This window comes from Arthrobacter sp. Y3221114 (genome assembly GCF_059092625.1).
On record NZ_JBNHHW010000002.1, the window covers coordinates 415,105 to 434,263 of the forward strand.

The window sequence follows — 19,159 nt, forward strand, 5'->3', positions numbered from 1 at the left end:
AGTGGATCGGGTCCGGCTTCCCAGCCGTGGTGTAGGGCGAGCGCCCCGTAGATGAAGATCACTTTACGGTAGCAACCTGAACGAGTCCTGAACAGAGGGTGCCGTGGTAGCGCCATTCGGATTCCCGGAAAATGTCCTGTACAGTAGTTCTTGTAGTTGTTGTGTTGCGCATTTGATTTTGAGCAACAGGCCCTTCACCGAAGGGCTTGTGCTTCTCTGAACGGCGGACGAAAAACACCGCTGCAAACGACCCGTGAAGTCCGCGGGGCGTGAAAATACTCGGAGGAGTACAAGAATGGCAACTGGAACCGTCAAGTGGTTTAACTCTGAAAAGGGCTTCGGCTTCATCGCTCCGGACGACGGCTCGGCCGACGTCTTCGCTCACTACTCGGCTATCGAGAACAGTGGCGGATACCGCGAACTGCGTGAAGACCAGAAGGTCGAATTCGAAACCGTGCAGGGCCCCAAGGGCCTGCAGGCTGCCAACATCCGCGGCCTCTAAGACGGCAGCGGCAACGCCGCTCTAGTCTTTCCAATGGAGCCGGTTCCCGTAAGGGAGCCGGCTCCATTGTTTTGCCCGCTGGCTTGCCCTTGGTCTTTTGCCTGGCTGTTTTGCCCGGCTGTTTTACCCGGAATTCCACTCCCACTGGCAGGAATCGAGCATCCGGGGGCAAACTTGAGGCATGCCCTTGACACCAGTGCCCGCCAGTACCGGAACTTTCGTGGCCGACATGGTCCTGCAGATCCTGATGTTCACCGGCATCGCCGTGCTGTGCGTCGGGACGGCGGCGGCCGTGACCGTTTGGCTGGTGATCCGCAGGATCCGGCGCTCCCGCCGGTTCCGGAACGGGCTGCGCCGGGGATCCCTCACCGTCCGCAGCTTCACCAAGGACGACGCCGGCCGCCGCCTTGCGCGCCAGCGGCTCGGGTTGCAGCGCTCGGCGGAGGCAACGGAACGGACACTCGCCGCCGCCCGGGCGGAGGGCCGCCCCGTCGGGGAACTGCCGCTGGTGGCGGCCAGGCTTGAGACGGCTTCCCGGTCCCTGGACGAACAGCTGAAGTTGGCGGAAGGCGAGCCGCTGCCGGAGGTGAGGCGCTCCCTCGCCGCCAGCTTGAGCGGGCGGGCCGAACAACTTAACCGGCTGTCGGGCCAACTGCGGCAACACCTGGTGGAAGCCGGGTACTCTGCCGACGCCGAACAGCTGGAACTGGCCGGACGGCATTTGTCCCGGGAGATCGAGGCGCTGCATGCCTGGTCCTCGGCCTACCGCGGTGTCCGCGATGGGCGCAGCGCTGCTGTCCCGCCACACACCCGGTCCGGCTTCCCGCCGCGCCGCCAGCCCGCCCCGGCGCAGCGTCGGCCCGATCCCATGAGGAGCTAACGTGTCCATCAAGCACCGCCTTGGACGCATCATCCGCGCCAACCGCGCGGCCAAGGAGACTCCGGTCGATCCCCTGGCGGCCATTGAGGCCAGCCAGCAGCAACAGTCCGAAGCGGTGGACCAGGCCCGCCGCAGCGTCGCGGACATCGCGGCCGATTGCCGCCGCATCGGGCTGCTGCTGGATGAGGCCAAAGCAGAGCAGGCATACTGCGACCGCCAAGCCGAAGAGTGCGTGGCCCGCGGCGACGACGACGGGGCCCGCGAGTTCCTGCACCGGAGCATCACGGCGTCGAAGCGCGTGGAAACCCTCGCCCGGCAATATGAGCGCATGGCCGATCAGTGGCGCCGGCTGGACGGGGAGCTCGCCCGCTTGTCCTCGCGGATAGACGAGAGCCGCCTGCGGTACCAGACCCTCCAGGCACGCCACAACGTCGCCCAGGCCACGCTCGGCATGCAGCAGGCCGCTTCGGCGGCAGCCGGCAGCGCAACCGGAATGCAGTCCGCTGCGCGAGATGCCGAGCGGGAGACCCGTCGCATCGAGGCCGAGGCATCCGCCCGCAACGAAATCGCGTGGTCGGACCCGGACTCGCCGCAAGTGCAGGAGGCCTTCGAATGGCTGGAGGCCAGCACGGAAGTTGACGACCAGTTGGGCGCGCTGAAGTCGCGGCGCAACAAGGCGCCGGAAGCCTGATGGCCGCAGCCGCAAGACCCGTCGTCACCGTCCTGTACAAAGACCATCTGCCGCCGGGCATGGAGGACGTGGAGGCCGCCGCGGAGGTGCGTTATGCCACCGCGGACCAACTCGCCGAGGCCCTGGACGGCGCCCACGTGCTGTTCCTCTGGGACTTTTTCTCCCCCGCGCTGGAGGACGCCTGGCATGCCGCCCGCTCGCTGGAATGGATTCACGTGGCGGCCGCCGGCGTGGACAAGCTTTTGTTCCAGGACCTGCGGGATTCAGGCGTGGTGGTTACCAACGCCCGCGGCATTTTCGACCGGCCGATCGCCGAATTCGTCCTCGCCGGAATGCTGGCCTTCGCCAAGGACCTGCCCGGCCTGCTGTCCCTGCAGCGGGGGCGAACCTGGCAGCACCGCGAGACCGAACGCCTGGAGTCCGGCCGAGCGCTCATCGTCGGCGCCGGGGCCATCGGACGCGAAATCGCCCGCGTGCTCAAGGCCCTCGGCCTGCGGGTTGCCGGGGCTGGGCGCACTGCCCGCAGCGGTGACGCCGATTTCGGCGAGGTTTACGCTTCGTCCGAGCTTGCCGCCGTCGTCGGAGACTTCGACTGGGTGGTGATGGTGGCACCGCTGACCGAAGAGACCCGGCACCTCGTCGACGCACCCGTGCTGGAGGCCATGAAGCCGAGCGCCCGGCTGGTCAACGTGGGCCGCGGGGCGTGCGTGGACACCGACGCGCTGGTGGCAGCGCTGCAGTCCGGCGCCATCGCCGGAGCCGCCTTGGACGTGTTCGAAACCGAGCCGCTGCCGGCCGACCACGCGCTCTGGACGATGGACAACGTGATCGTCTCGCCGCACCTCAGCGGTGACGCGCGCGGTTGGCTGCCCCAGCTGGCCAGCCAGTTCGCGGACAATTTCGCGCGCTACATCCGGCAGGAACCGCTGGAGAACATGATCGACAAGAAGCTGGGTTTCGCCGCTCCTGCAGGATCATGAACGAACACGCGGGCATCTCCCTCTAGCGCATTTGCTCACCGGTTATGCCGTCAATCAGCACATCAATGCTGGAGCCGTCTTCGCGGTCGATTTCGATCTCCCACACCGGCAGGCCGCCCTCATTCCCCAGCGTCACTTCGTCCACGTTGCCTGGTTCTGCCTCCGCGGCGGTGGCAAGGGCCTCGGGCATGGAAACCCTGGTTTGCTCCAACTCTCGGGCATGCTCCGGTTCGGCACCCCCGGATTCGCGCTGCTCAAGCACCTCGCTGCCGTCCGGCGAGACCTGTACCTCGACCTCAGCATCGACGTCGAAGACGTCCACTTCCCAGGCCTGAAGCCGGTCGCTGTAGTCGAGTTCGATCGCGGAACTGCCGTGGACGGCAGTCACCGCGGTTTCGACAGCGGCTATCGCATTGCGTTCACTGGGCATGGCAGATCCGGTGCCGGCAGGGCTGGGGTTGCCGGCCCCGGCTGGGGTTTCGGCCGGCTGGGCCTGGCCCGGTTCGGGCTGGGATACGTCGTCTCCGGTGGCGTCACAGGCCGACACTGTAAGGGCCAGCCCGGCAGCAATCGAAAGGGCGGTGAAGGTCTTCCTCAGCTGTTCCATACACCGATTCTCCGCCCCGACCACCGGCTTGGCCATGCCTCGGAGCCTCCGCCGTCGCCCCACCCGGTAAGCCCGACAACGTCCGCTGCTGTCCTAGACTGACATGGAATGCCCCCGAGCGATCAGGAGTAGGACCTTGGCCAACAACCCGACGTACCAGAACGTCACGTTCGAATCCGCAGGCACCCAGGCCCACGGCTATCTGGCAGTGCCTGAGTCGGGGTCCGGCCCCGGCGTCATCGTCATTCAGGAGTGGTGGGGCCTGGTGGACCACATCCGGGACGTTGCCGACCGCCTGGCCGCCGAAGGTTTCGTCGCGCTGGCACCCGACCTCTACGGCGGACGCATTGCCCACGACGGCAAGGAAGCCGCGGCGATGATGTCCAAGCTGCCGGAACAGGAAGGTGCCCGGCTGCTGGCCGGCGCCGTGGACTACCTGCTGGCCCACGAGGCGGTCACCAGTACCACCGTGGGCGCCATCGGTTTCTGCATGGGCGGCGGCTTTGTCCTGGCGCTGGCCGCACAGCAGGGCGAGCGCATCAGCGCGGCCGTGCCGTTCTACGGCGTCGGCCAGGGCGTGCCCAAATCGTACGAAAGGGTCCGCGCCGCCATCCAGGGCCACTACGGCGAACAGGACTCGTCCTACCCGGTGCAGAAGGCCAAGGCGCAGGAGGAGCAGATCCGCCGCGAGTCCGGCGCGGAAGTGACCTACTACTTCTACGACGCCCCGCACGCCTTCCACAACGACGAGAACCCGCAGGGCAACTACCGTCCCGAGGAGGCCAAGCTGGCCTGGAGCCGCTCCGTGCAGTTCCTCAAGGACAAGGTCAAGTAGCCTCCACAAGTCATAGGACAACGTCGGTGCCCACCTTGGCACCGGCGTGGTCCTTTGTGTTCGTGATCGAGTGCCGGAGCGGCTTCCGCCGGCCCGGCCACGGCCCCCGCCCGCGGAAGTAGCCCCTCCCCCGGCGGCGGGGCGGTTCGGCCATGTTGTTCTTTCACAGGGGCCGCTACTCTGTTGACCATGAAGCCCGAGGCGGCGTTGGTCGACTGGCTGCTCGACTCCGATCCGGCACTGCGCTGGCAGGTCGAACGGGACCTCGCACACGCTCCCCCTGAACAGTGGGCCTCAACCAAGGCGCGCGTGGCTACGGAGGGTTTCGGCGCGCGGCTGCTCGCGCACCAGGACCCCGACGGCCAGTGGGCCGGCGGGGCGTACTTCCCCAGCGACTTCGACTTCCAGGGGCCGGAAGCAGCCGAGGGTGCCGGACAGCCGTGGACGGCCACCACGTGGTCGCTCAACTCCCTCCGGGACTGGGGCCTCGAGGCCGCCGCGCTCGCCGGCACCTCCGAACAGCTCGCCGCCAACAGCCGCTGGGAATACGAGAACCTGCCGTACTGGGACGGTGAAGTGGACTGCTGCATCAACGCCTTCACCATCGCCAACGGCGCGTGGCTGGGTGCGGATGTGGACGGAATCGCCACCTGGTTAACCGAGCACCAATTGCCCGACGGCGGCTGGAACTGCGAGTGGATCGAAGGTTCCACCCGCTCATCGTTCCACTCCACGCTCAACACCCTGAAGGGGCTGCTGTACTACGAGGCCGCCACCGGCGGCTCCGCCGAACTCCGCGCCGCCCGCCACGCCGGCGAGGAGTACCTGCTCGAACGCCGGCTGCTGTACACCCACTCGACCGGTGAACTCGTCGCCCCGTGGGCCACGCACTTCGCCTACCCGTTCCGCTGGCTGTACAGTGCACTGAACGCCGTGGACTACTTCAGATCGGCGACCCTCCATGACGGCGCGGCACCCGATCCCCGGCTGGCCGACGCCATGGAGCTCATCGAATCCGCGCGCCAGCCCGACGGAACCTGGCTGCAGGAACGCCGCCACCCCGGCCGCGCCTGGTTCGACGTCGACGTAGCCCCTGGCGAGCCGTCCAAGTGGCTCACGTTCCACGGCCTGCGCGCCCTGGCGTGGTGGGACGAGGTCGGCGCCTTCCCACCTGCGCCGGGTTACAGGTCCGAGACCGTGTGAAGTTGGTCGCGTCCCTTCAGACAGACGGAGCGAAGCGGATGACACCGGGGAGCTCGAGATTTCAAGCAATTGCGAGGCGGTGGTGCCACCGGATTCCCATCAAGTTGCCGGGTGCAATCTCCGTGGCTATCCTTGCCTTATCCACGGGCCTCCCGGTCTAGTCTCTGACCGGTTGTAGATAACGGGTGGACGCTTCTTTCTGTTAAGGACTAGGGAGTTCTACATGCATTTAACGCCCCGTGAGCACGAAAAACTCATGATTGTGGTCGCCGCCGACCTGGCCCGAAGGCGCCAGCAGCGCGGCCTTAAACTCAACCATCCCGAAGCGGTCGCCCTGATCACGTACGAGCTGATCGAGGGGGCCCGCGACGGCCGGACGGTCGCGGACCTGATGAGCTACGGGTCCACGATCCTCTCCCGCAGCGACGTTATGGACGGCGTCGCAGAGATGATCGCCGACGTGCAGGTCGAGGCCACCTTCCCCGACGGCACCAAGCTGGTCACCGTCCATAACCCGATCCGCTGAGCCTGAGGAGGAGTACCTATGAAACCGGGAGAATACATCCTGCGCGGCGAGCCCATCATCTGCAATGAGGGCGCCGCGACCCGAATCATGAACGTGACCAACCGAGGCGACCGGCCGGTCCAGGTCGGGTCGCACTACCACTTCGCCGAGGTTAATCCGGCGCTGGACATGGACCGGGTCGCGGCGCGCGGCTTCCGGCTGGACATTCCGGCAGGCACGGCCGTGCGTTTCGAGCCGGGCGATGCGCGCAGCGTGCACCTGGTGGAGATCGCCGGGAACCGCGTGGTCCATGGCTTCCGAAACCACGTGAACGGGTCGCTGGGCGCCAGCGTCCCCCCGGGCTACACCGAGGCCATCGGAGGCACCGCCGGCATCAATGCGGAGGCCGAGCCCGAACTGGCGGCCGAATACGCCATTGATCTGCCCAACGTTGGCTTCGAGGGGGCCGGCTTCCACACTACGTACGGCCTGGACCCCGTCGACGAATCGCGCGGACCGAAGGCCCGCGGCGCCGGCAAGAAGCCGGGCCGTGGCGAGGCCGCCGAGAAGACCGACGACGGTGCTGCCACTGGGAAGACCAACGGCGACGGGGAGGAGCAGCGATGAGTTTCGAGATGAAACGCAGGCACTATGCCGAGATGTACGGGCCGACCACCGGCGATGCGATCCGGCTCGCAGACACCGACCTGCTGCTGGAGATCGAGCACGACTTCACCCGCTACGGAGAGGAAGTGGTCTTCGGCGGCGGGAAGGTGATCCGGGACGGCATGGGCCAGAACGGACAGCGTACGCGCGACCAGGACATTCCGGACACGGTCATCACGAACGTCGTGGTGCTGGACTACAGCGGGATCTACAAGGCCGACGTCGCGCTGCGCGACGGACACATCTTCAAGATCGGCAAGGCCGGCAACCCGGACATCTCCGCCGGCGTCGACATCACCATCGGTGCCGCGACGGACGTGATCGCCGGGGAGCACAAGATCCTCACCGCGGGCGGCATCGACACTCACGTGCACTTCATCAGCCCCGACCAGGTGCCGGTTGCCCTGGCGAACGGCGTCACCACGCTGATCGGCGGCGGCGCCGGCCCGTCGGATGCCTCCAAGGCGACGACCGTGACGCCGGGACCGTGGCACATCGGCCGGATGTTGCAGGCGGTCGACGACCTGCCGGTCAACATCGGGCTGCTTGCCAAGGGCCACGCCAGCGCGCGCGGTCCGCTGGCCGAACAGATCCGGGCCGGTGCCATCGGCTTCAAGGTGCACGAGGACTGGGGCGCCACAACCTCCTCCATTGACATGTCGCTGCGGATCGCCGACGAGTTCGACGTGCAGGTCGCCATCCACGCGGACACGCTCAACGAGTGCGGTTTCGTGGAGGACACCATCCGCGCCATCGACGGTCGGGTGATCCACACCTTCCACACCGAAGGCGCCGGCGGCGGGCACGCCCCGGACATTATCCGCGTCGCCGGGCTGCCGAACGTCCTGCCCGCTTCGACCAACCCGACCCTGCCCTACACCACCAACACGCTCGACGAGCATCTGGACATGCTCATGGTCGCCCACCACCTGAACCCGGACATCCCCGAGGACGTAGCCTTCGCTGACTCCAGGATCCGCAAGGAGACCATCGCCGCCGAAGACGTGCTGCACGATCTCGGCGTCTTCTCGATCACCAGCTCGGACGCCCAGGCCATGGGCCGCGTCGGCGAGATGGTGCTGCGGACCTGGCAGGTGGCGGATGCGATGAAGCGCCAGCGCGGCAAGTTTGAGCAAGACCCGGAGATTGGCGACAACTTCCGGCTCAAGCGCTACGTCGCCAAGTACACCATCAACCCCGCGCTGGCCCACGGCATCGCCGACTCCGTCGGCAGCGTCGAGGTGGGCAAATTCGCCGACCTGGTGCTTTGGGATCCGGCCTTCTTCGGCGTCAAACCGGAGATGGTGATCAAGGGCGGACAGATCGTCCAGTCGATCATGGGCGACGCCAACGGTTCAATTCCCACCCCGCAACCACGGGCCCTGCGGCGGAACTTCGGGGCGTTGGGCAACGCAGTGCACTCATCCTCGATCACGTTCATGCCGAAGATCGCCATCGACGAAGGCATCCCGGACCGGTTGAATCTGCGCCGGACCATCCGGGCAGCGCACGGCATCCGCACCCTGACCAAAGCCGACCTGAAGTACAACGGGGAGACCCCGGACATCCAGGTCGACCCGCAAACCTACACCGTCACGGTGAACGGTGAGGTAGCGACCTGCGAGCCCTCGAGCGTGCTGCCGATGGCCCAGCGCTACTTCCTGTTCTAGACCGAGCCATACCCGAAAGGACGTAGTCAATGATTGTTGAGCGCGTCATCGCCAACCGGCACGATCTTCCGAACACGGAGCTTGCCGGCCTGCACGAGGAGAAGGTAGCGCTTCCCAGTAGCGAACTGGTCAAGCGCGTCCAGCGCGTCACCACCGATCTCGGCCGCGAAATCGGCATCCGGCTGGCCACGCCGGGCGACCTGCGCGACGGCGACATCCTGTTCCGCGACGAGTCGAACGTCATCGTCGTCAGCGTCCTGCCCACGGACGTCCTGGTCATCGCCCCGCGCACCATCCGGGAGATGGGCGTGGTGGCCCACAGCCTGGGCAACCGGCACCTGCAGGCGCAATTTTTCGACGCCGGCAGCGACTACCGCGCGGAGGTCATGGTGGTGCAGTACGACCACACCGTCGAAGACTACCTGCAGCACATGCAGGTGCCCTACTCCCGGCAGGAACGGGTCATGCCCGTGCCGTTTCGACATGCCGAACACACGCACTGAGGCACCCGGCCGCCACTCGTCGTCGTACCTGTTGCCCCTGCTGCAGCTGGCCGACTCCGCCCTGCCCACCGGCGCCTTCAGCCACTCGTTCGGGCTCGAGACGTTTCTGGAACGCGGGCTGGTCCGCGACGAGAAGACCTTCGCGGTCTGGCTCGGCCAGTTCATCCACAGCCAGCTGACCTACAGCGACGGCCTCGCCATCCGGCTGGCTCTGGGAGCCCGCTCGACGGCTGAACTGCGTGAGCTGGACGCGATGCTGGCAGCGCAGGCCCTGCCGCGGCAGGTGCGCGAGGCCGGAGTGAAGATGGGCGCGCGGATGCTCCAGATCGCCTCGGTGATCCTCGATAGCGACGAGATCGAGCAGTACCGCGAGGACGTCGCGAGCGGCGCCTGCAGCGGACACCCGGCGCTGGCGTTCGCCCTCGCCGGGCGCAGCCTGCAGGTTCCGCTGCCGGAGCTGCTGGGCACCTACCTGTTTTCGACGGCGACCTCGCTGACGCAGAACGCCATCCGCGGCATCCCGATCGGCCAGGATGCCGGCCAGCGGGTGCTGCGCCAGGTCCATCCGGAGATCACCGCGGCCACGGCCAGGATTTCCGGACTGGACCGCAGCGACTTCGGCGCCGCCGCACCTGGGCTGGAGATCGCCCAAATGCGCCACGAGCGGCAGCGGGCCCGCATGTTCATGTCCTGACCCGCCGTCGCGCACCGCAAGACCCGGCCGCCCAGCGGCCGGCCCCACGGAACAAGGAGTAAGACAATGGAACCCATCAAGATTGGTATCGGCGGCCCCGTCGGTGCCGGCAAGACCCAGCTGGTCGAACGCCTCACCCGGCACCTGTCCGGCGAGATCTCCATGGCCGCCATCACCAATGACATCTACACAATCGAGGACGCCAAGATCCTGGCCGCCAACGGCGTGCTGCCGCTGGACCGGATCATCGGCATCGAAACCGGCGGCTGCCCGCACACAGCCATCCGCGAGGACACCTCAATGAACTCCGCCGCCGTGGAGGAATTGAAGAACCGGCACCCGGACCTGCAGGTCGTGTTCATCGAAAGCGGGGGTGACAACCTCTCGGCGACGTTCAGCCCGGAACTGGTGGACTTCTCCATCTACATCATCGATGTGGCGCAGGGCGAGAAGATTCCCCGCAAGGCCGGCCAGGGCATGATCAAGTCGGACCTGTTCATCATCAACAAGACCGACTTGGCGCCGCACGTGGGCGCCGACCTGTCGGTCATGGAGTCCGACTCGAAGGAATTCCGCGGAGAAAAGCCGTTCTGCTTCACCAACCTGAAGACGGACGAGGGCCTGGACAAGGTCATCGAGTGGCTCCGCCGCGACGTGTTGATGCAGGACCTGGCGCAATGAGCGCGGCCCAGCCGGTGGGCGTGCAGCTGCCGACCGGTGAGCTGCGCCTGACGGTTGGCCAGCGCGGCGGCCGCGGCGTCGCCACCTCGCAATACCACCAGGGCGCGCTGCGCGTCATCCGCCCGCACTACCTGGACGCCTCCGCGCAGGTCGCCTACACGATCGTCAACCCGGGCGGCGGCTATCTGGGCGGGGACGTCTACGACGTCGACATTAAGGTCGAGGACCAGGCCCGTCTGTTGCTGACCACCCAGTCCGCCACCAAGATCTACCGGACGCCGGGCGATCCGGCCGTGCAGCACACCCGGTTCCGGCTCGGCCCCGGCGCCAGCCTGGAGTACCTGCCGGACCAGCTCATCGCGTACCGGGAGGCTACCTACCGCCAAGAGACCGTCGTCGAACTCGCCGCGGACTCCTCGCTGGTGATGTGCGATGTGGTCACTCCCGGCTGGTCCCCGGACGGCCGGCCCTTCCGGTACGAGGAGGTGCGCATCCGCAACGACATCTACCGCGACGGCCGCCTGCTCGCGCTGGACAACCTGCTGATCCGCCCCGGCGATCCGGACGCGCCGCTGTCCAGCATGCTCTTCCTTGAGGACTATTCGCACCTGGGCTCGATGCTCGTGGTCGACCCCCGAGTGGACGGTGACCTGGTACGCGAGTTGCAGGACCTGTTGGCCCCCATGGATCCCGGCGGACAGCTCGGCCTGTCGCTGCTGAACGGCCCCGGCTTCGCCCTGCGCGCCCTGTCCCGCAGCACCGACACGCTGAACGCCATGCTGCACGCAGCCGTCGACATGCTCCGCCACCGCTGGTTCGGCCAGCAACCACTGAATCTTCGCAAGTACTGACCGAGCCTTATTGGAGGCACTAATCTTCCCGTCATCGGCCCCTACCCCGCGCGAACGCGAGGTGCGCGACGGCAACACCTCGTGCGGCGCGGACCCGCTGCTGCGGGCAAGACTCCGGCGTCGTCATCTCTTCTGGATGCTGGCGCTGGCCGCGCTTCTCGCCACCGGAATGGTGCTGTCAGTAGCGACCGGGCCTGTCATGCTGAATGCCGCGACCGTAGCCCAGGTGATTTGGTCGCATATGCCGGGCCAGCTGTCCGGGCACCAGCCCGATCCGATAGCCTCTGCGATCGTTTGGGACGTCAGGCTGCCCCGCGTGCTGCTCGGAAGCGTCGTTGGCGCCGGGTTGGCGGTGTGCGGAGCAGCACTGCAGGCAATGGTGCGCAACGTGCTGGCCGACCCCTACCTGCTCGGCATAAATTCCGGGGCCTCCAGCGGTGCAGCAGCCATGATCCTGTTCGGCGTCGGTCTGGGTGTGGGCGAACATGCTCTGCCCGCCAGCGCCTTCGTCGGCGCGCTGGCCGCGTCGATGATGGTCTTCCTGGTCGCACGCTCGGCCGGACGGGTGACATCAATGCGGCTGCTACTGGCTGGCGTTGCGATCGGGTATGCGCTGACCGCCGTGACCAGCTTCCTGGTCTTCGCCTCCGGGTCGGCAGAGGGCGCCCGGTCCGTAATGTTTTGGCTGCTTGGGTCCCTGGCCTTGGCCAAGTGGGGAAGCCCCCTGGTCATCGTCGTCGTGGTGGTCCTGATAACCAGCTGCGTGCTGACCCTTGGCGGAAGGCGCCTGGACGCCCTGGCCATTGGTGACGAAACCGCGCACATCGTCGGCGTTGCACCCGGCCGGTTCCGCACCCAACTACTGATCATCATCTCCCTATGCATCGGTGTGGTCGTCGCTGCCTCCGGATCCATCGGTTTCGTTGGACTGGTAGTTCCGCATCTGGCCCGCAGGCTGGTCGGCGCCGCCCACTCCCGGGTCATCCCGGTCTCTGCCCTGCTCGGTGCAATCTTCCTGATCTGGGCCGACCTGCTCGCACGGATCCTGCTGCAACCGCAGGAATTGCCGATCGGGATTATCACGGCTTTCATCGGCGCCCCCTTCCTGCTCTACCTCATCCGCAGGATGAGCCCGGCGGGCTAAGTGTCCCCCGCTCGACCCACCGTCCCAAACATCCACTAGCCAGAGGAATATTCATGAGAACTGCCGCCCATCTGCTGTCCGTTGCAGCCGCGGCGGCTTTGGCCGTCGGCCTGGCCGGCTGCGCCGGTGCTCCCGGGAGCGCAGGGACTCCCGAAAGCGCCGGAATAGCCGAGGCCGATGGCTACCCGCTGACCATCACTAATTGCGGCGCCGCAGTCACCCTGGACGCGCCGCCCGAACGGGTTGTCATGCTGGACAGTTCACCGGTCTCCTACCTGGCAGCACTCGGTGTCATGGACACAGTCGTGGCCCGCGCAGGCGTCTACCCGTCCGAATACTTCGACCCGGCCACCCAGACCGAACTCGCCAGCATTCCGCTCTTGACCGACCGCTTGGACACCACGGGCCACCTGCAGATTTCGCAGGAAGTCGTGTTGGCGCAACAGCCGGACCTGGTTCTCGGTTCGGCCGAAAACCTCAACCGTGAAACACTCGCCGCCGCGGGCATCCCCATGCTTCAGGAACCGTCCTTTTGCCCCAACGCCTCCGAAACGCCGGGGTTCAGCACCATTGAGGATCAGCTGCTCACCTACGGCAAGATCTTCGACGTCGAAACACGGGCCGAAAAGGCAGCCGGCGAACTCAAGGCCCAGGTGGAGCACATCACCTCCAAGATGGCCGACATCGGCCCCCGCACTGCAGCCGTCCTGTACCCGACAGTCGGCGGCGGAAGCACCTACGCCTACGGCACCAAGTCCATGGCCCAACCGCAGTTGGAAGCCGCCGGGCTGGAGAACGTATTCGACGACGTCGACCAGCGGGTCTTCGAGGTCACGCGCGAGGAACTCATTGGCCGCAACCCCGATGTCCTGGTCCTGCTCCACTCCGCCGGGGACCCAACCGAGGTCATCGACGCCGTGACATCTTTGAAGGGCGCCGCGTCCATAACCGCGGTGGCCAACGACGACATCCTCGTGCAATTGTTCAACTTCACCGAGCCGCCGTCACCGCTGTCGGTCACCGGACTCGAGCGGATTGCGGAGCGGTTCGGGCAGTGATTTCCGGCTCCGGCATCTCTTTCTCCTACGGCTCCCGCGACGTCCTGGACCGTGTTGACCTCCAAGCCCGGCACGGTGAAGTCCTCGGCCTGGTGGGGCCGAACGGCAGCGGCAAGAGCACCCTGCTGCGGATCCTGTACGGATCACTGGCCCCACACATCGGCACGGTCATGCTGGACCACACGGACCTGCGCCGGCTCACCGCGCAAGAGCGCGCCCGGACGGTTTCAGTGGTCGTGCAGGAGACACCGGGTGACCTGCCGCTACTGGTTTCCGACATGGTGCTGCTCGGCCGCACCCCGCACCAATCGCGGCTGGGCCGGCGTAAGGCGCGAGACGAACAGGCCGCCGCCCGGGCACTGGAACGGGTCGGCATGCTTGGCCACGCGGACCAGAGCTTCGACCTGCTCTCCGGCGGGGAACGGCAACGGGTATTGATTGCGCGGGCGCTGGCGCAGGAAGCAACGCACCTGCTGCTCGACGAACCGACCAACCATCTGGATATCCGCTATCAACACGAGATCCTCAAGCTGGTGCGCGACCTGGCGGGGACCAACGATCATGCCATCGTTGTGGTCCTGCACGACCTCAACCTAGCCGCGGACTACTGCGACCGGGTCCTGCTGCTCAACGAAAGCCGGGTGGTCGCCTCCGGGACACCGTCCGAGGTCCTGGTCCCGGAAAACCTTGAGCCGGTGTACAACATCGGGGTCCGGCGTTTCCAATTCGACGACGGCTTCCAACTGGTGTTTAGACCATTCCCTGTAGGTAATCCGCCAAACTGAGGCGTCGACGCTTCACGACCCGTGGTCAAGAACATCGAAGGCACAACTGCACCAGCCAGCGGAAAAGGCTCCGCCGTTGTTCCGCCGGGTTAACCGGGGCGCAAAGGCCTCTTGGTGCCGAACCTGTCGTTGCCGAGACCCCGGACGACACCGATGAGCTGATTTTTGAGCTGCTCGGTCTCGTCGTCCTCGCCCAGCAGCTCTTGTCCCAATCTCACCACCTGGTGGAAGGTCTCCTTGCCTCGTTCGGAGATGTTAACCCGTTGCTCGCGCCGGTCGTTCTCGCCACGGACGCGGGATATGTGGCCAGTCGCTTCCAGCCGTGACAGAGTCTTGCCCACGGTCTGGGGCTGAACCCGCACCCGCTTCGCCAGTTGTGCTTGGGCCATCGCCCCCTCCACGGCCAGGATCTCCAGGACAGTTGCACCCGCATGGGTCAAGCCGAGGGAGGCCAGCCGCTCGTTCCACTCGTATTCGACAAGCCTCGCGGCTGTTGAGAGAAGCCGGGCCATGTGCCACTTGGAAAGATCAGGCATGCAGGATTATAAGCAAACTGATCTTTGCTTGGTCAATGGTTTACCCGCCGGAGGGGTCAGAACCTGCCTCTATCTTCTGCCAGCGCGGCCACCGCCACCGCCGACCTTGTCACGCTCTGCCAAAGGCCAACCCGTGCGGTCCCCAGGAGGCAAAATGCCGGGGTAAGGTCGCCGTCCGACGGCGCGCTGGCGAAAGAACCTGCGGGCGCCGACAAGGAGGCGGTTGCCGGGGAAGTGCTGCCCATGGCACAGCGCGACCGAAACCGGCAATCCCGCTGCCTTCCGTGTGTGACGGTGCGGTAGGCTTCGACTCAGTAGGCAGGCCTGTCTGTCTACCACACGCAGCAAGCGCTCTCTCACCAGAGGAAGAAGCGCTGCATTTTCCCTTGAAAGGGACATTGATGGATCCCGTGACCGAAACCAACACGCTGCCCCTGTCCATCGCGGAGTTGGACTCCACGATCTATACCGGACGGCCAGCTGCGACAGACACACTCCCTGAGGGACGGGCGCAGACAGTTTCCGACCTGACCCCGGGGCAGAAGAAAGCACTGGAGGCCGTCACCGTCCGGGCAGGACAAGTCGAGGCGGCGGAATGGGCCCTGGACCAGGCGAAGGCCGTCTTCCAGGAGCAGACATCCGCCGCATTGGCCTCCGGCGTACCTGCCGAACTGGTTGCCGCAGCCGCCGGAACGTGCGCCTCTGCCCTCCCCGCACCGACCGGTGGGGCTGCCGCGAGCCCGCTGGATTTGGTGGCCATCGGCTGACCCGCTCTGCCGGCATGGCGGTCCGGCCGCAGGCGCGCCGCGCCGGGTCCTCTACGAAGCCGCTACGAAGGTGACCCACGAAGCCCGGGGCATGCGGGTCAGCCTCTGCCGCCGGGCGTCGAAGCGTCGGTGTGGTGGGGACGTTGCCGGCTATGGTCAGCCGGGTCTGTTTCGTTGGCTGAGAGATCACGCAGGTGCTGCCGGTCGGCAGGATGCAGCCTGGAGTTTCCGTCGATCGCTTCCGTCAGTATCGTCAGGTGCTTGCGGAGCACCGGGACGTGCTGGGGACGACCCGACTCTTGTGACAACTGGATGAGCATGCGGAGTGTTCTCAAGATTGCGGCAGCCACCTGCGGCTGTTCGGTTGCGGCATGCCGCAGCTGGTCAAAAGCATGGTCAATGTATTCATCCATGTTTAGCTCCCAGGGCCGCAGCAGGAGCCGGCCTTGGCGCCCGGCGATCCTTTCCGGAGGCAACTCCGAGAGCACCAGTTTTCGCAGGAGGCTTCCGAGCCGCAACACCACTTCGACGGCGGTGTTCGGATCGTTAATCGCCGAGCTCAGCGCCCGCAGGCCGATGTCGACCAACTGCCGAATGGAAAAGTCGATGTCCTGCTGGGCAGTGCGGGCGTTGCTGACCCTGATCACGCCCCTCAAGCGGCGGGCGACGGCCGCGTCGCCATCAGGCCAGACGGTGGCCAGCGGTTCGCCCTGGTGGATGTAAGCCCCGACGCGGGTCTCGAGCCGGACGGTGGTGCGGGCGGGAACGGCAGCAAGAATATTCTTGCTCAGGGCTTGGGTAACCCAACCGTCCCGGTGCGCGCGGACAACAAATCCTGGCTGCGTTTCCGGCGGTACCGGTGATCCTGTGGGACTTGTTTCGTTTCCGCTGCTGTGCAGGACGGTAGCCGCAATTCTTTGGCCTTCGTTGGCGATGGTCCGGACAATTTCCCCCACCTGGAGCCGGTGGGCAAGGTGGTTAAGGTGCGCAATAATGAGCAGCACCGTCCCCACCGTCAGCAGCACCGCAATGGTCATGGATAAGCGGGGCGCAGGGTCGCTGGATTCGGCATTGATGTTCCGCATCACCAGGACGCAGTAAACGAACGTGGCCACGAGCAGTCCCACCACGCATTGGCTCAGACGGTCGCGGACAAAAGAGCGCATTACCCGGGGCGAGAACTGGCTGCTGGCCAGCTGCAGGCTCACGACCGTCAGGGAGAAAACAACACCTGCGGTCGTGATTGTCGCACCCGAAACAACGCTCAATAACCAGACCGCAGCGTTGCTCGACATTCCGAACGTGAAGCCAAGCAGCGGAGTTTCTGTGCCCGCCGCGTCAATCGCTGCGGCAACCTCCGCCAACCCGGCACCGCACACGACGATGATCGCCGGAAGAAGAAACAGGCTCTCCCGGAAGGCATATGCCGCCGCACTGGCCCTGATCCCGAACCTTGTCCACATCATGGGCTGAGACTATGGAGGAGCGCGAGGCCAGTCAAAACACCGTCGTCGAGCGTTCAAACCCGGAAGGGTGGGACCAGTCCCATGAGCCTCTTTCGGACTAAGTCCATCGAGCAGTCCATGGCGTGCATGACGGAGCCAGGGCGGGAGCTGCAACGCACGCTGAGCACCTTCGACCTGATGGTGCCCGGCGTGGCTGTCGCCGTCAGGCCGGCATCTTTTCCGTCGGTGCGAAGGCCGCCGACAGCTACGCAGGCCCTGCCGTGACGGTGTACATTGCGGCTTCTGCCGCGTTCTACGAGAAGCTCGGGTTCAGCCAGCACGGCGGTGACATCACGCAGAACTGGTTGATCCTGAAAAACGGCGAGGCCGTCATCGGACTCTTCCAGGGAATGTTCGAGAAGAACGCCTTGACCTTCAACCCGGGCTGGAATCAGGACGCCCAGGCCCCTGACTCATTCGCAGATGTGCGCGATCTCCAGCGGCAGCTAAAAGCGGAGGGCGTGCAATTCCTGTCGGAAGCAGACGAGGCAACCACCGGTCCTGCCAGCTTTGTTCTGCAGGACCCCGACGGCGACCCGATCATCGTGGACCAGCATATTTAACGGCCGCTGACTCTGACCCCCGAACGGGGAGGGCCGAGGTCGAGACGCTCATGGCGCTGCACCCGGAAAAGCAACCAGCAGAGGAACCGCCCCCCAACCACAAGGATCCGGGGGCGGAATTCAAAGCCGTCCGAGCGGGCGGATGTTCTCAGCCTGCGGGCCGTCCGCCCCCTGGGCGTCATCGAACTCGACCCTTTGGGTCTCTTCCAGGGAGCGGTAGCCGCTGGAGGAGATTGCCTAAACGTGCGCGAACACGTCCGGTCCTTCGTCATCATGGCCGATGAAGCCAAGACCCTTTTCGGTGTTGAACCACTTGACGGTGCCTGTTGCCAGTTCGGGGTGGCCGAGGGGTGCAGCTTTGGGGCGGCTACCGGTTGGTGATGGCGGACGCCTGCGCGAAGTATTCTGAGTCGACCATGACGGCGTAGCGCTCGGCTTCGAGGGACTTTACCGACTTGAAGTCCCGGCGTCCGCCGCTGCTCCAGTGCCCGATGAAACCGAACAGGGCACCCCACACGGCGGCGATGAGCACGCTGCCCAACAGCACGCTCAGCCATACGATGCCGGGGACGAACAGCCCGAACAGCAGCCCGATGAGCAGGCCGAACCAGGCGCCGCCGGCAGCTCCGGCCAGCGCGGCCTTGCCCTTCGTCATTCGGCCCGTGACTTGCTCCACGCTGCTGATGCCGAGGCCGACAATGCGCACGTGCTCCACCGGGAACTTTTCATCCGAGAGCCGGTCCACCAGGCGCTGCGCCTGCAGGTAATCACCAAATTCGGCCAACACGGCCGTGGCGCGCGGAGCGGAAAGAGTTGACTGGTTTTCGATCGTTTCGCTGGTCATATTCCTCCTCTAGTTGTACTCGGTCATCTATCTGAGGACGCTTCCACCGTACCAACCTTAGTTCGGTTAGTCGAACCGAACCTTGTTGATAAACTCCTTCCATGACCGACCCTCATTCGACAAAAGCCGGCGATGTGCCGACGCCCGGGGAACAAGTGCGCCACGGCTTCGCCCTGCTGCTCCAGTGGTCCAGCCGGAGAAAAATCCGGAGCTACGTCCTCGGGCCCGCCGCCGCGAACCTCTCGCCCACCGATACCGCGCTGCTGGAATATCTGACCAGGAACGGGCCGATGCGGCTTTCGGATCTGGCAGCACAGTGGGGTGTCAACAAGTCCACCATGAACCCGCAAGTCCGCCGCCTCGAGGCCAAGGGGCTGATCGACCGCCAACCCGATCCGGCCGATCGCCGTGCCACCCTGTTGGGGACTTCCGCCAGCGGAATCGAACTGCAACACCAAATCGGCGTGGCCGGTGCTTCAACGTTCGACGAAATACTCTCCACTTGGTCCCCGGGAGATCGAGAAGTCCTCGGCGTCATGCTGGTCCGCTTCGCGAACGAACTCTCGGCCGCCACACCCGAACTCCTCCACAAAGGTGCCGCCGGGGCCTCCCTGCCCGGTTCCAGCTGAGCGCCCGCACAGCAAAGGCGCGATCCGACCGACGGCCGGCCGCTGCATATGCCGATGCGC

General features: G+C 65.8%; 22 protein-coding genes and 3 pseudogenes. 20 read left to right on the forward strand and 5 right to left on the reverse strand.

The window, feature by feature from the left end; all coding sequences use genetic code 11:
- Positions 1 to 295 precede the first annotated feature (295 nt).
- The 4 genes from AC5RV3_RS06000 (at position 296) to AC5RV3_RS06015 (ending at position 3,053) form a co-directional block, all read left to right on the forward strand.
- Positions 296 to 502, forward strand: a complete 207-nt coding sequence (locus tag AC5RV3_RS06000) for a cold-shock protein (RefSeq protein WP_127512299.1) — start codon at positions 296 to 298, stop codon at positions 500 to 502.
- A gap of 181 nt (positions 503 to 683) precedes the next feature.
- Complete coding sequence (locus AC5RV3_RS06005; protein ID WP_494121337.1) at positions 684 to 1,382, forward strand: hypothetical protein; 699 nt, start codon at positions 684 to 686, stop codon at positions 1,380 to 1,382.
- Position 1,383: 1 nt separating this feature from the next.
- Positions 1,384 to 2,073 (forward strand): PspA/IM30 family protein, encoded by a 690-nt coding sequence (locus AC5RV3_RS06010; protein WP_493989820.1) that lies wholly within the window; start codon positions 1,384 to 1,386, stop codon positions 2,071 to 2,073.
- Entirely contained in the window at positions 2,073 to 3,053 is a 981-nt protein-coding gene (locus AC5RV3_RS06015; RefSeq protein ID WP_494121338.1) for a D-2-hydroxyacid dehydrogenase, read from the forward strand. The genes AC5RV3_RS06010 and AC5RV3_RS06015 overlap by 1 nt, the downstream gene beginning before the upstream one ends.
- 22 nt (positions 3,054 to 3,075) lie before the next feature.
- On the opposite strand, the gene AC5RV3_RS06020 is transcribed toward AC5RV3_RS06015, so the two are convergent.
- On the reverse strand, positions 3,076 to 3,660 hold the full coding sequence (locus AC5RV3_RS06020) for a PepSY domain-containing protein (RefSeq protein WP_494121339.1): 585 nt from the start codon (positions 3,658 to 3,660) through the stop codon (positions 3,076 to 3,078).
- Between the two features lie 103 nt (positions 3,661 to 3,763).
- Between AC5RV3_RS06020 and AC5RV3_RS06025 the strand changes: the two genes are divergently transcribed.
- From AC5RV3_RS06025 to AC5RV3_RS06080, 12 genes and pseudogenes are all read left to right on the forward strand, one after another.
- Positions 3,764 to 4,495 (forward strand): dienelactone hydrolase family protein, encoded by a 732-nt coding sequence (locus AC5RV3_RS06025; protein WP_494121340.1) that lies wholly within the window; start codon positions 3,764 to 3,766, stop codon positions 4,493 to 4,495.
- Between the two features lie 189 nt (positions 4,496 to 4,684).
- A complete protein-coding gene (locus AC5RV3_RS06030) occupies positions 4,685 to 5,698 on the forward strand; it encodes a squalene cyclase (RefSeq protein ID WP_494121341.1) in 1,014 nt (337 codons plus the stop codon).
- A 223-nt stretch (positions 5,699 to 5,921) separates the two neighbouring features.
- Complete coding sequence (locus tag AC5RV3_RS06035) at positions 5,922 to 6,224, forward strand: urease subunit gamma (RefSeq protein WP_493989825.1); 303 nt, start codon at positions 5,922 to 5,924, stop codon at positions 6,222 to 6,224.
- An 18-nt stretch (positions 6,225 to 6,242) separates the two neighbouring features.
- Positions 6,243 to 6,677 (forward strand): annotated as a pseudogene (locus tag AC5RV3_RS06040) (urease subunit beta); the annotation flags it as partial.
- A gap of 149 nt (positions 6,678 to 6,826) precedes the next feature.
- Complete coding sequence (ureC, locus tag AC5RV3_RS06045; RefSeq protein WP_494121342.1) at positions 6,827 to 8,539, forward strand: urease subunit alpha; 1,713 nt, start codon at positions 6,827 to 6,829, stop codon at positions 8,537 to 8,539.
- Between the two features lie 29 nt (positions 8,540 to 8,568).
- Positions 8,569 to 9,042 carry an urease accessory protein UreE gene (gene ureE, locus AC5RV3_RS06050; RefSeq protein ID WP_494121343.1) on the forward strand — a complete coding sequence of 158 codons (474 nt, stop codon included), beginning with the start codon at positions 8,569 to 8,571 and terminating at the stop codon, positions 9,040 to 9,042.
- Entirely contained in the window at positions 9,023 to 9,736 is a 714-nt protein-coding gene (locus tag AC5RV3_RS06055; RefSeq protein WP_494121344.1) for an urease accessory protein UreF, read from the forward strand. The genes ureE and AC5RV3_RS06055 overlap by 20 nt, the downstream gene beginning before the upstream one ends.
- Before the next feature lie 66 nt (positions 9,737 to 9,802).
- Complete coding sequence (ureG, locus tag AC5RV3_RS06060; RefSeq protein WP_494121345.1) at positions 9,803 to 10,417, forward strand: urease accessory protein UreG; 615 nt, start codon at positions 9,803 to 9,805, stop codon at positions 10,415 to 10,417.
- Positions 10,414 to 11,268 carry an urease accessory protein UreD gene (locus tag AC5RV3_RS06065; protein WP_494121346.1) on the forward strand — a complete coding sequence of 285 codons (855 nt, stop codon included), beginning with the start codon at positions 10,414 to 10,416 and terminating at the stop codon, positions 11,266 to 11,268. Before ureG ends, AC5RV3_RS06065 begins: the two co-directional genes overlap by 4 nt.
- A gap of 10 nt (positions 11,269 to 11,278) precedes the next feature.
- A complete protein-coding gene (locus AC5RV3_RS06070; RefSeq protein WP_494121347.1) occupies positions 11,279 to 12,412 on the forward strand; it encodes a FecCD family ABC transporter permease in 1,134 nt (377 codons plus the stop codon).
- Between the two features lie 53 nt (positions 12,413 to 12,465).
- Positions 12,466 to 13,470, forward strand: a complete 1,005-nt coding sequence (locus tag AC5RV3_RS06075) for an ABC transporter substrate-binding protein (RefSeq protein ID WP_494121348.1) — start codon at positions 12,466 to 12,468, stop codon at positions 13,468 to 13,470.
- Entirely contained in the window at positions 13,467 to 14,255 is a 789-nt protein-coding gene (locus tag AC5RV3_RS06080) for an ABC transporter ATP-binding protein (RefSeq protein WP_494121349.1), read from the forward strand. The genes AC5RV3_RS06075 and AC5RV3_RS06080 overlap by 4 nt, the downstream gene beginning before the upstream one ends.
- Positions 14,256 to 14,344: 89 nt before the next feature.
- On the opposite strand, the gene AC5RV3_RS06085 is transcribed toward AC5RV3_RS06080, so the two are convergent.
- Positions 14,345 to 14,791, reverse strand: a complete 447-nt coding sequence (locus tag AC5RV3_RS06085) for a MarR family winged helix-turn-helix transcriptional regulator (RefSeq protein ID WP_494121350.1) — start codon at positions 14,789 to 14,791, stop codon at positions 14,345 to 14,347.
- 401 nt (positions 14,792 to 15,192) lie between these two features.
- Here AC5RV3_RS06085 and AC5RV3_RS06090 point away from each other — a divergent pair, with 401 nt between their 5' ends.
- Positions 15,193 to 15,558 (forward strand): hypothetical protein, encoded by a 366-nt coding sequence (locus AC5RV3_RS06090; RefSeq protein ID WP_494121351.1) that lies wholly within the window; start codon positions 15,193 to 15,195, stop codon positions 15,556 to 15,558.
- A 98-nt stretch (positions 15,559 to 15,656) separates the two neighbouring features.
- On the opposite strand, the gene AC5RV3_RS06095 is transcribed toward AC5RV3_RS06090, so the two are convergent.
- Positions 15,657 to 17,024, reverse strand: a complete 1,368-nt coding sequence (locus tag AC5RV3_RS06095) for a DUF2254 domain-containing protein (protein WP_494121352.1) — start codon at positions 17,022 to 17,024, stop codon at positions 15,657 to 15,659.
- Positions 17,025 to 17,105: 81 nt separating this feature from the next.
- Between AC5RV3_RS06095 and AC5RV3_RS06100 the strand changes: the two are divergent.
- A pseudogene (locus tag AC5RV3_RS06100) lies at positions 17,106 to 17,311 on the forward strand (amino acid permease); the annotation flags it as partial.
- Positions 17,285 to 17,626: a VOC family protein gene (locus AC5RV3_RS06105; RefSeq protein ID WP_494121510.1), complete on the forward strand. Its 342-nt coding sequence runs from the start codon at positions 17,285 to 17,287 to the stop codon at positions 17,624 to 17,626. The pseudogene AC5RV3_RS06100 and the gene AC5RV3_RS06105, both read left to right, overlap by 27 nt.
- Before the next feature lie 120 nt (positions 17,627 to 17,746).
- Here AC5RV3_RS06105 and AC5RV3_RS06110 read toward each other — a convergent pair.
- Both AC5RV3_RS06110 and AC5RV3_RS06115 read right to left on the reverse strand, forming a co-directional pair.
- A pseudogene (locus AC5RV3_RS06110) lies at positions 17,747 to 17,959 on the reverse strand (cold-shock protein).
- A 34-nt stretch (positions 17,960 to 17,993) separates the two neighbouring features.
- A complete protein-coding gene (locus tag AC5RV3_RS06115; RefSeq protein ID WP_493989836.1) occupies positions 17,994 to 18,470 on the reverse strand; it encodes a general stress protein in 477 nt (158 codons plus the stop codon).
- Positions 18,471 to 18,571: 101 nt separating this feature from the next.
- Between AC5RV3_RS06115 and AC5RV3_RS06120 the strand changes: the two genes are divergently transcribed.
- On the forward strand, positions 18,572 to 19,099 hold the full coding sequence (locus AC5RV3_RS06120) for a MarR family winged helix-turn-helix transcriptional regulator (RefSeq protein WP_494121353.1): 528 nt from the start codon (positions 18,572 to 18,574) through the stop codon (positions 19,097 to 19,099).
- Positions 19,100 to 19,159: the final 60 nt, after the last annotated feature.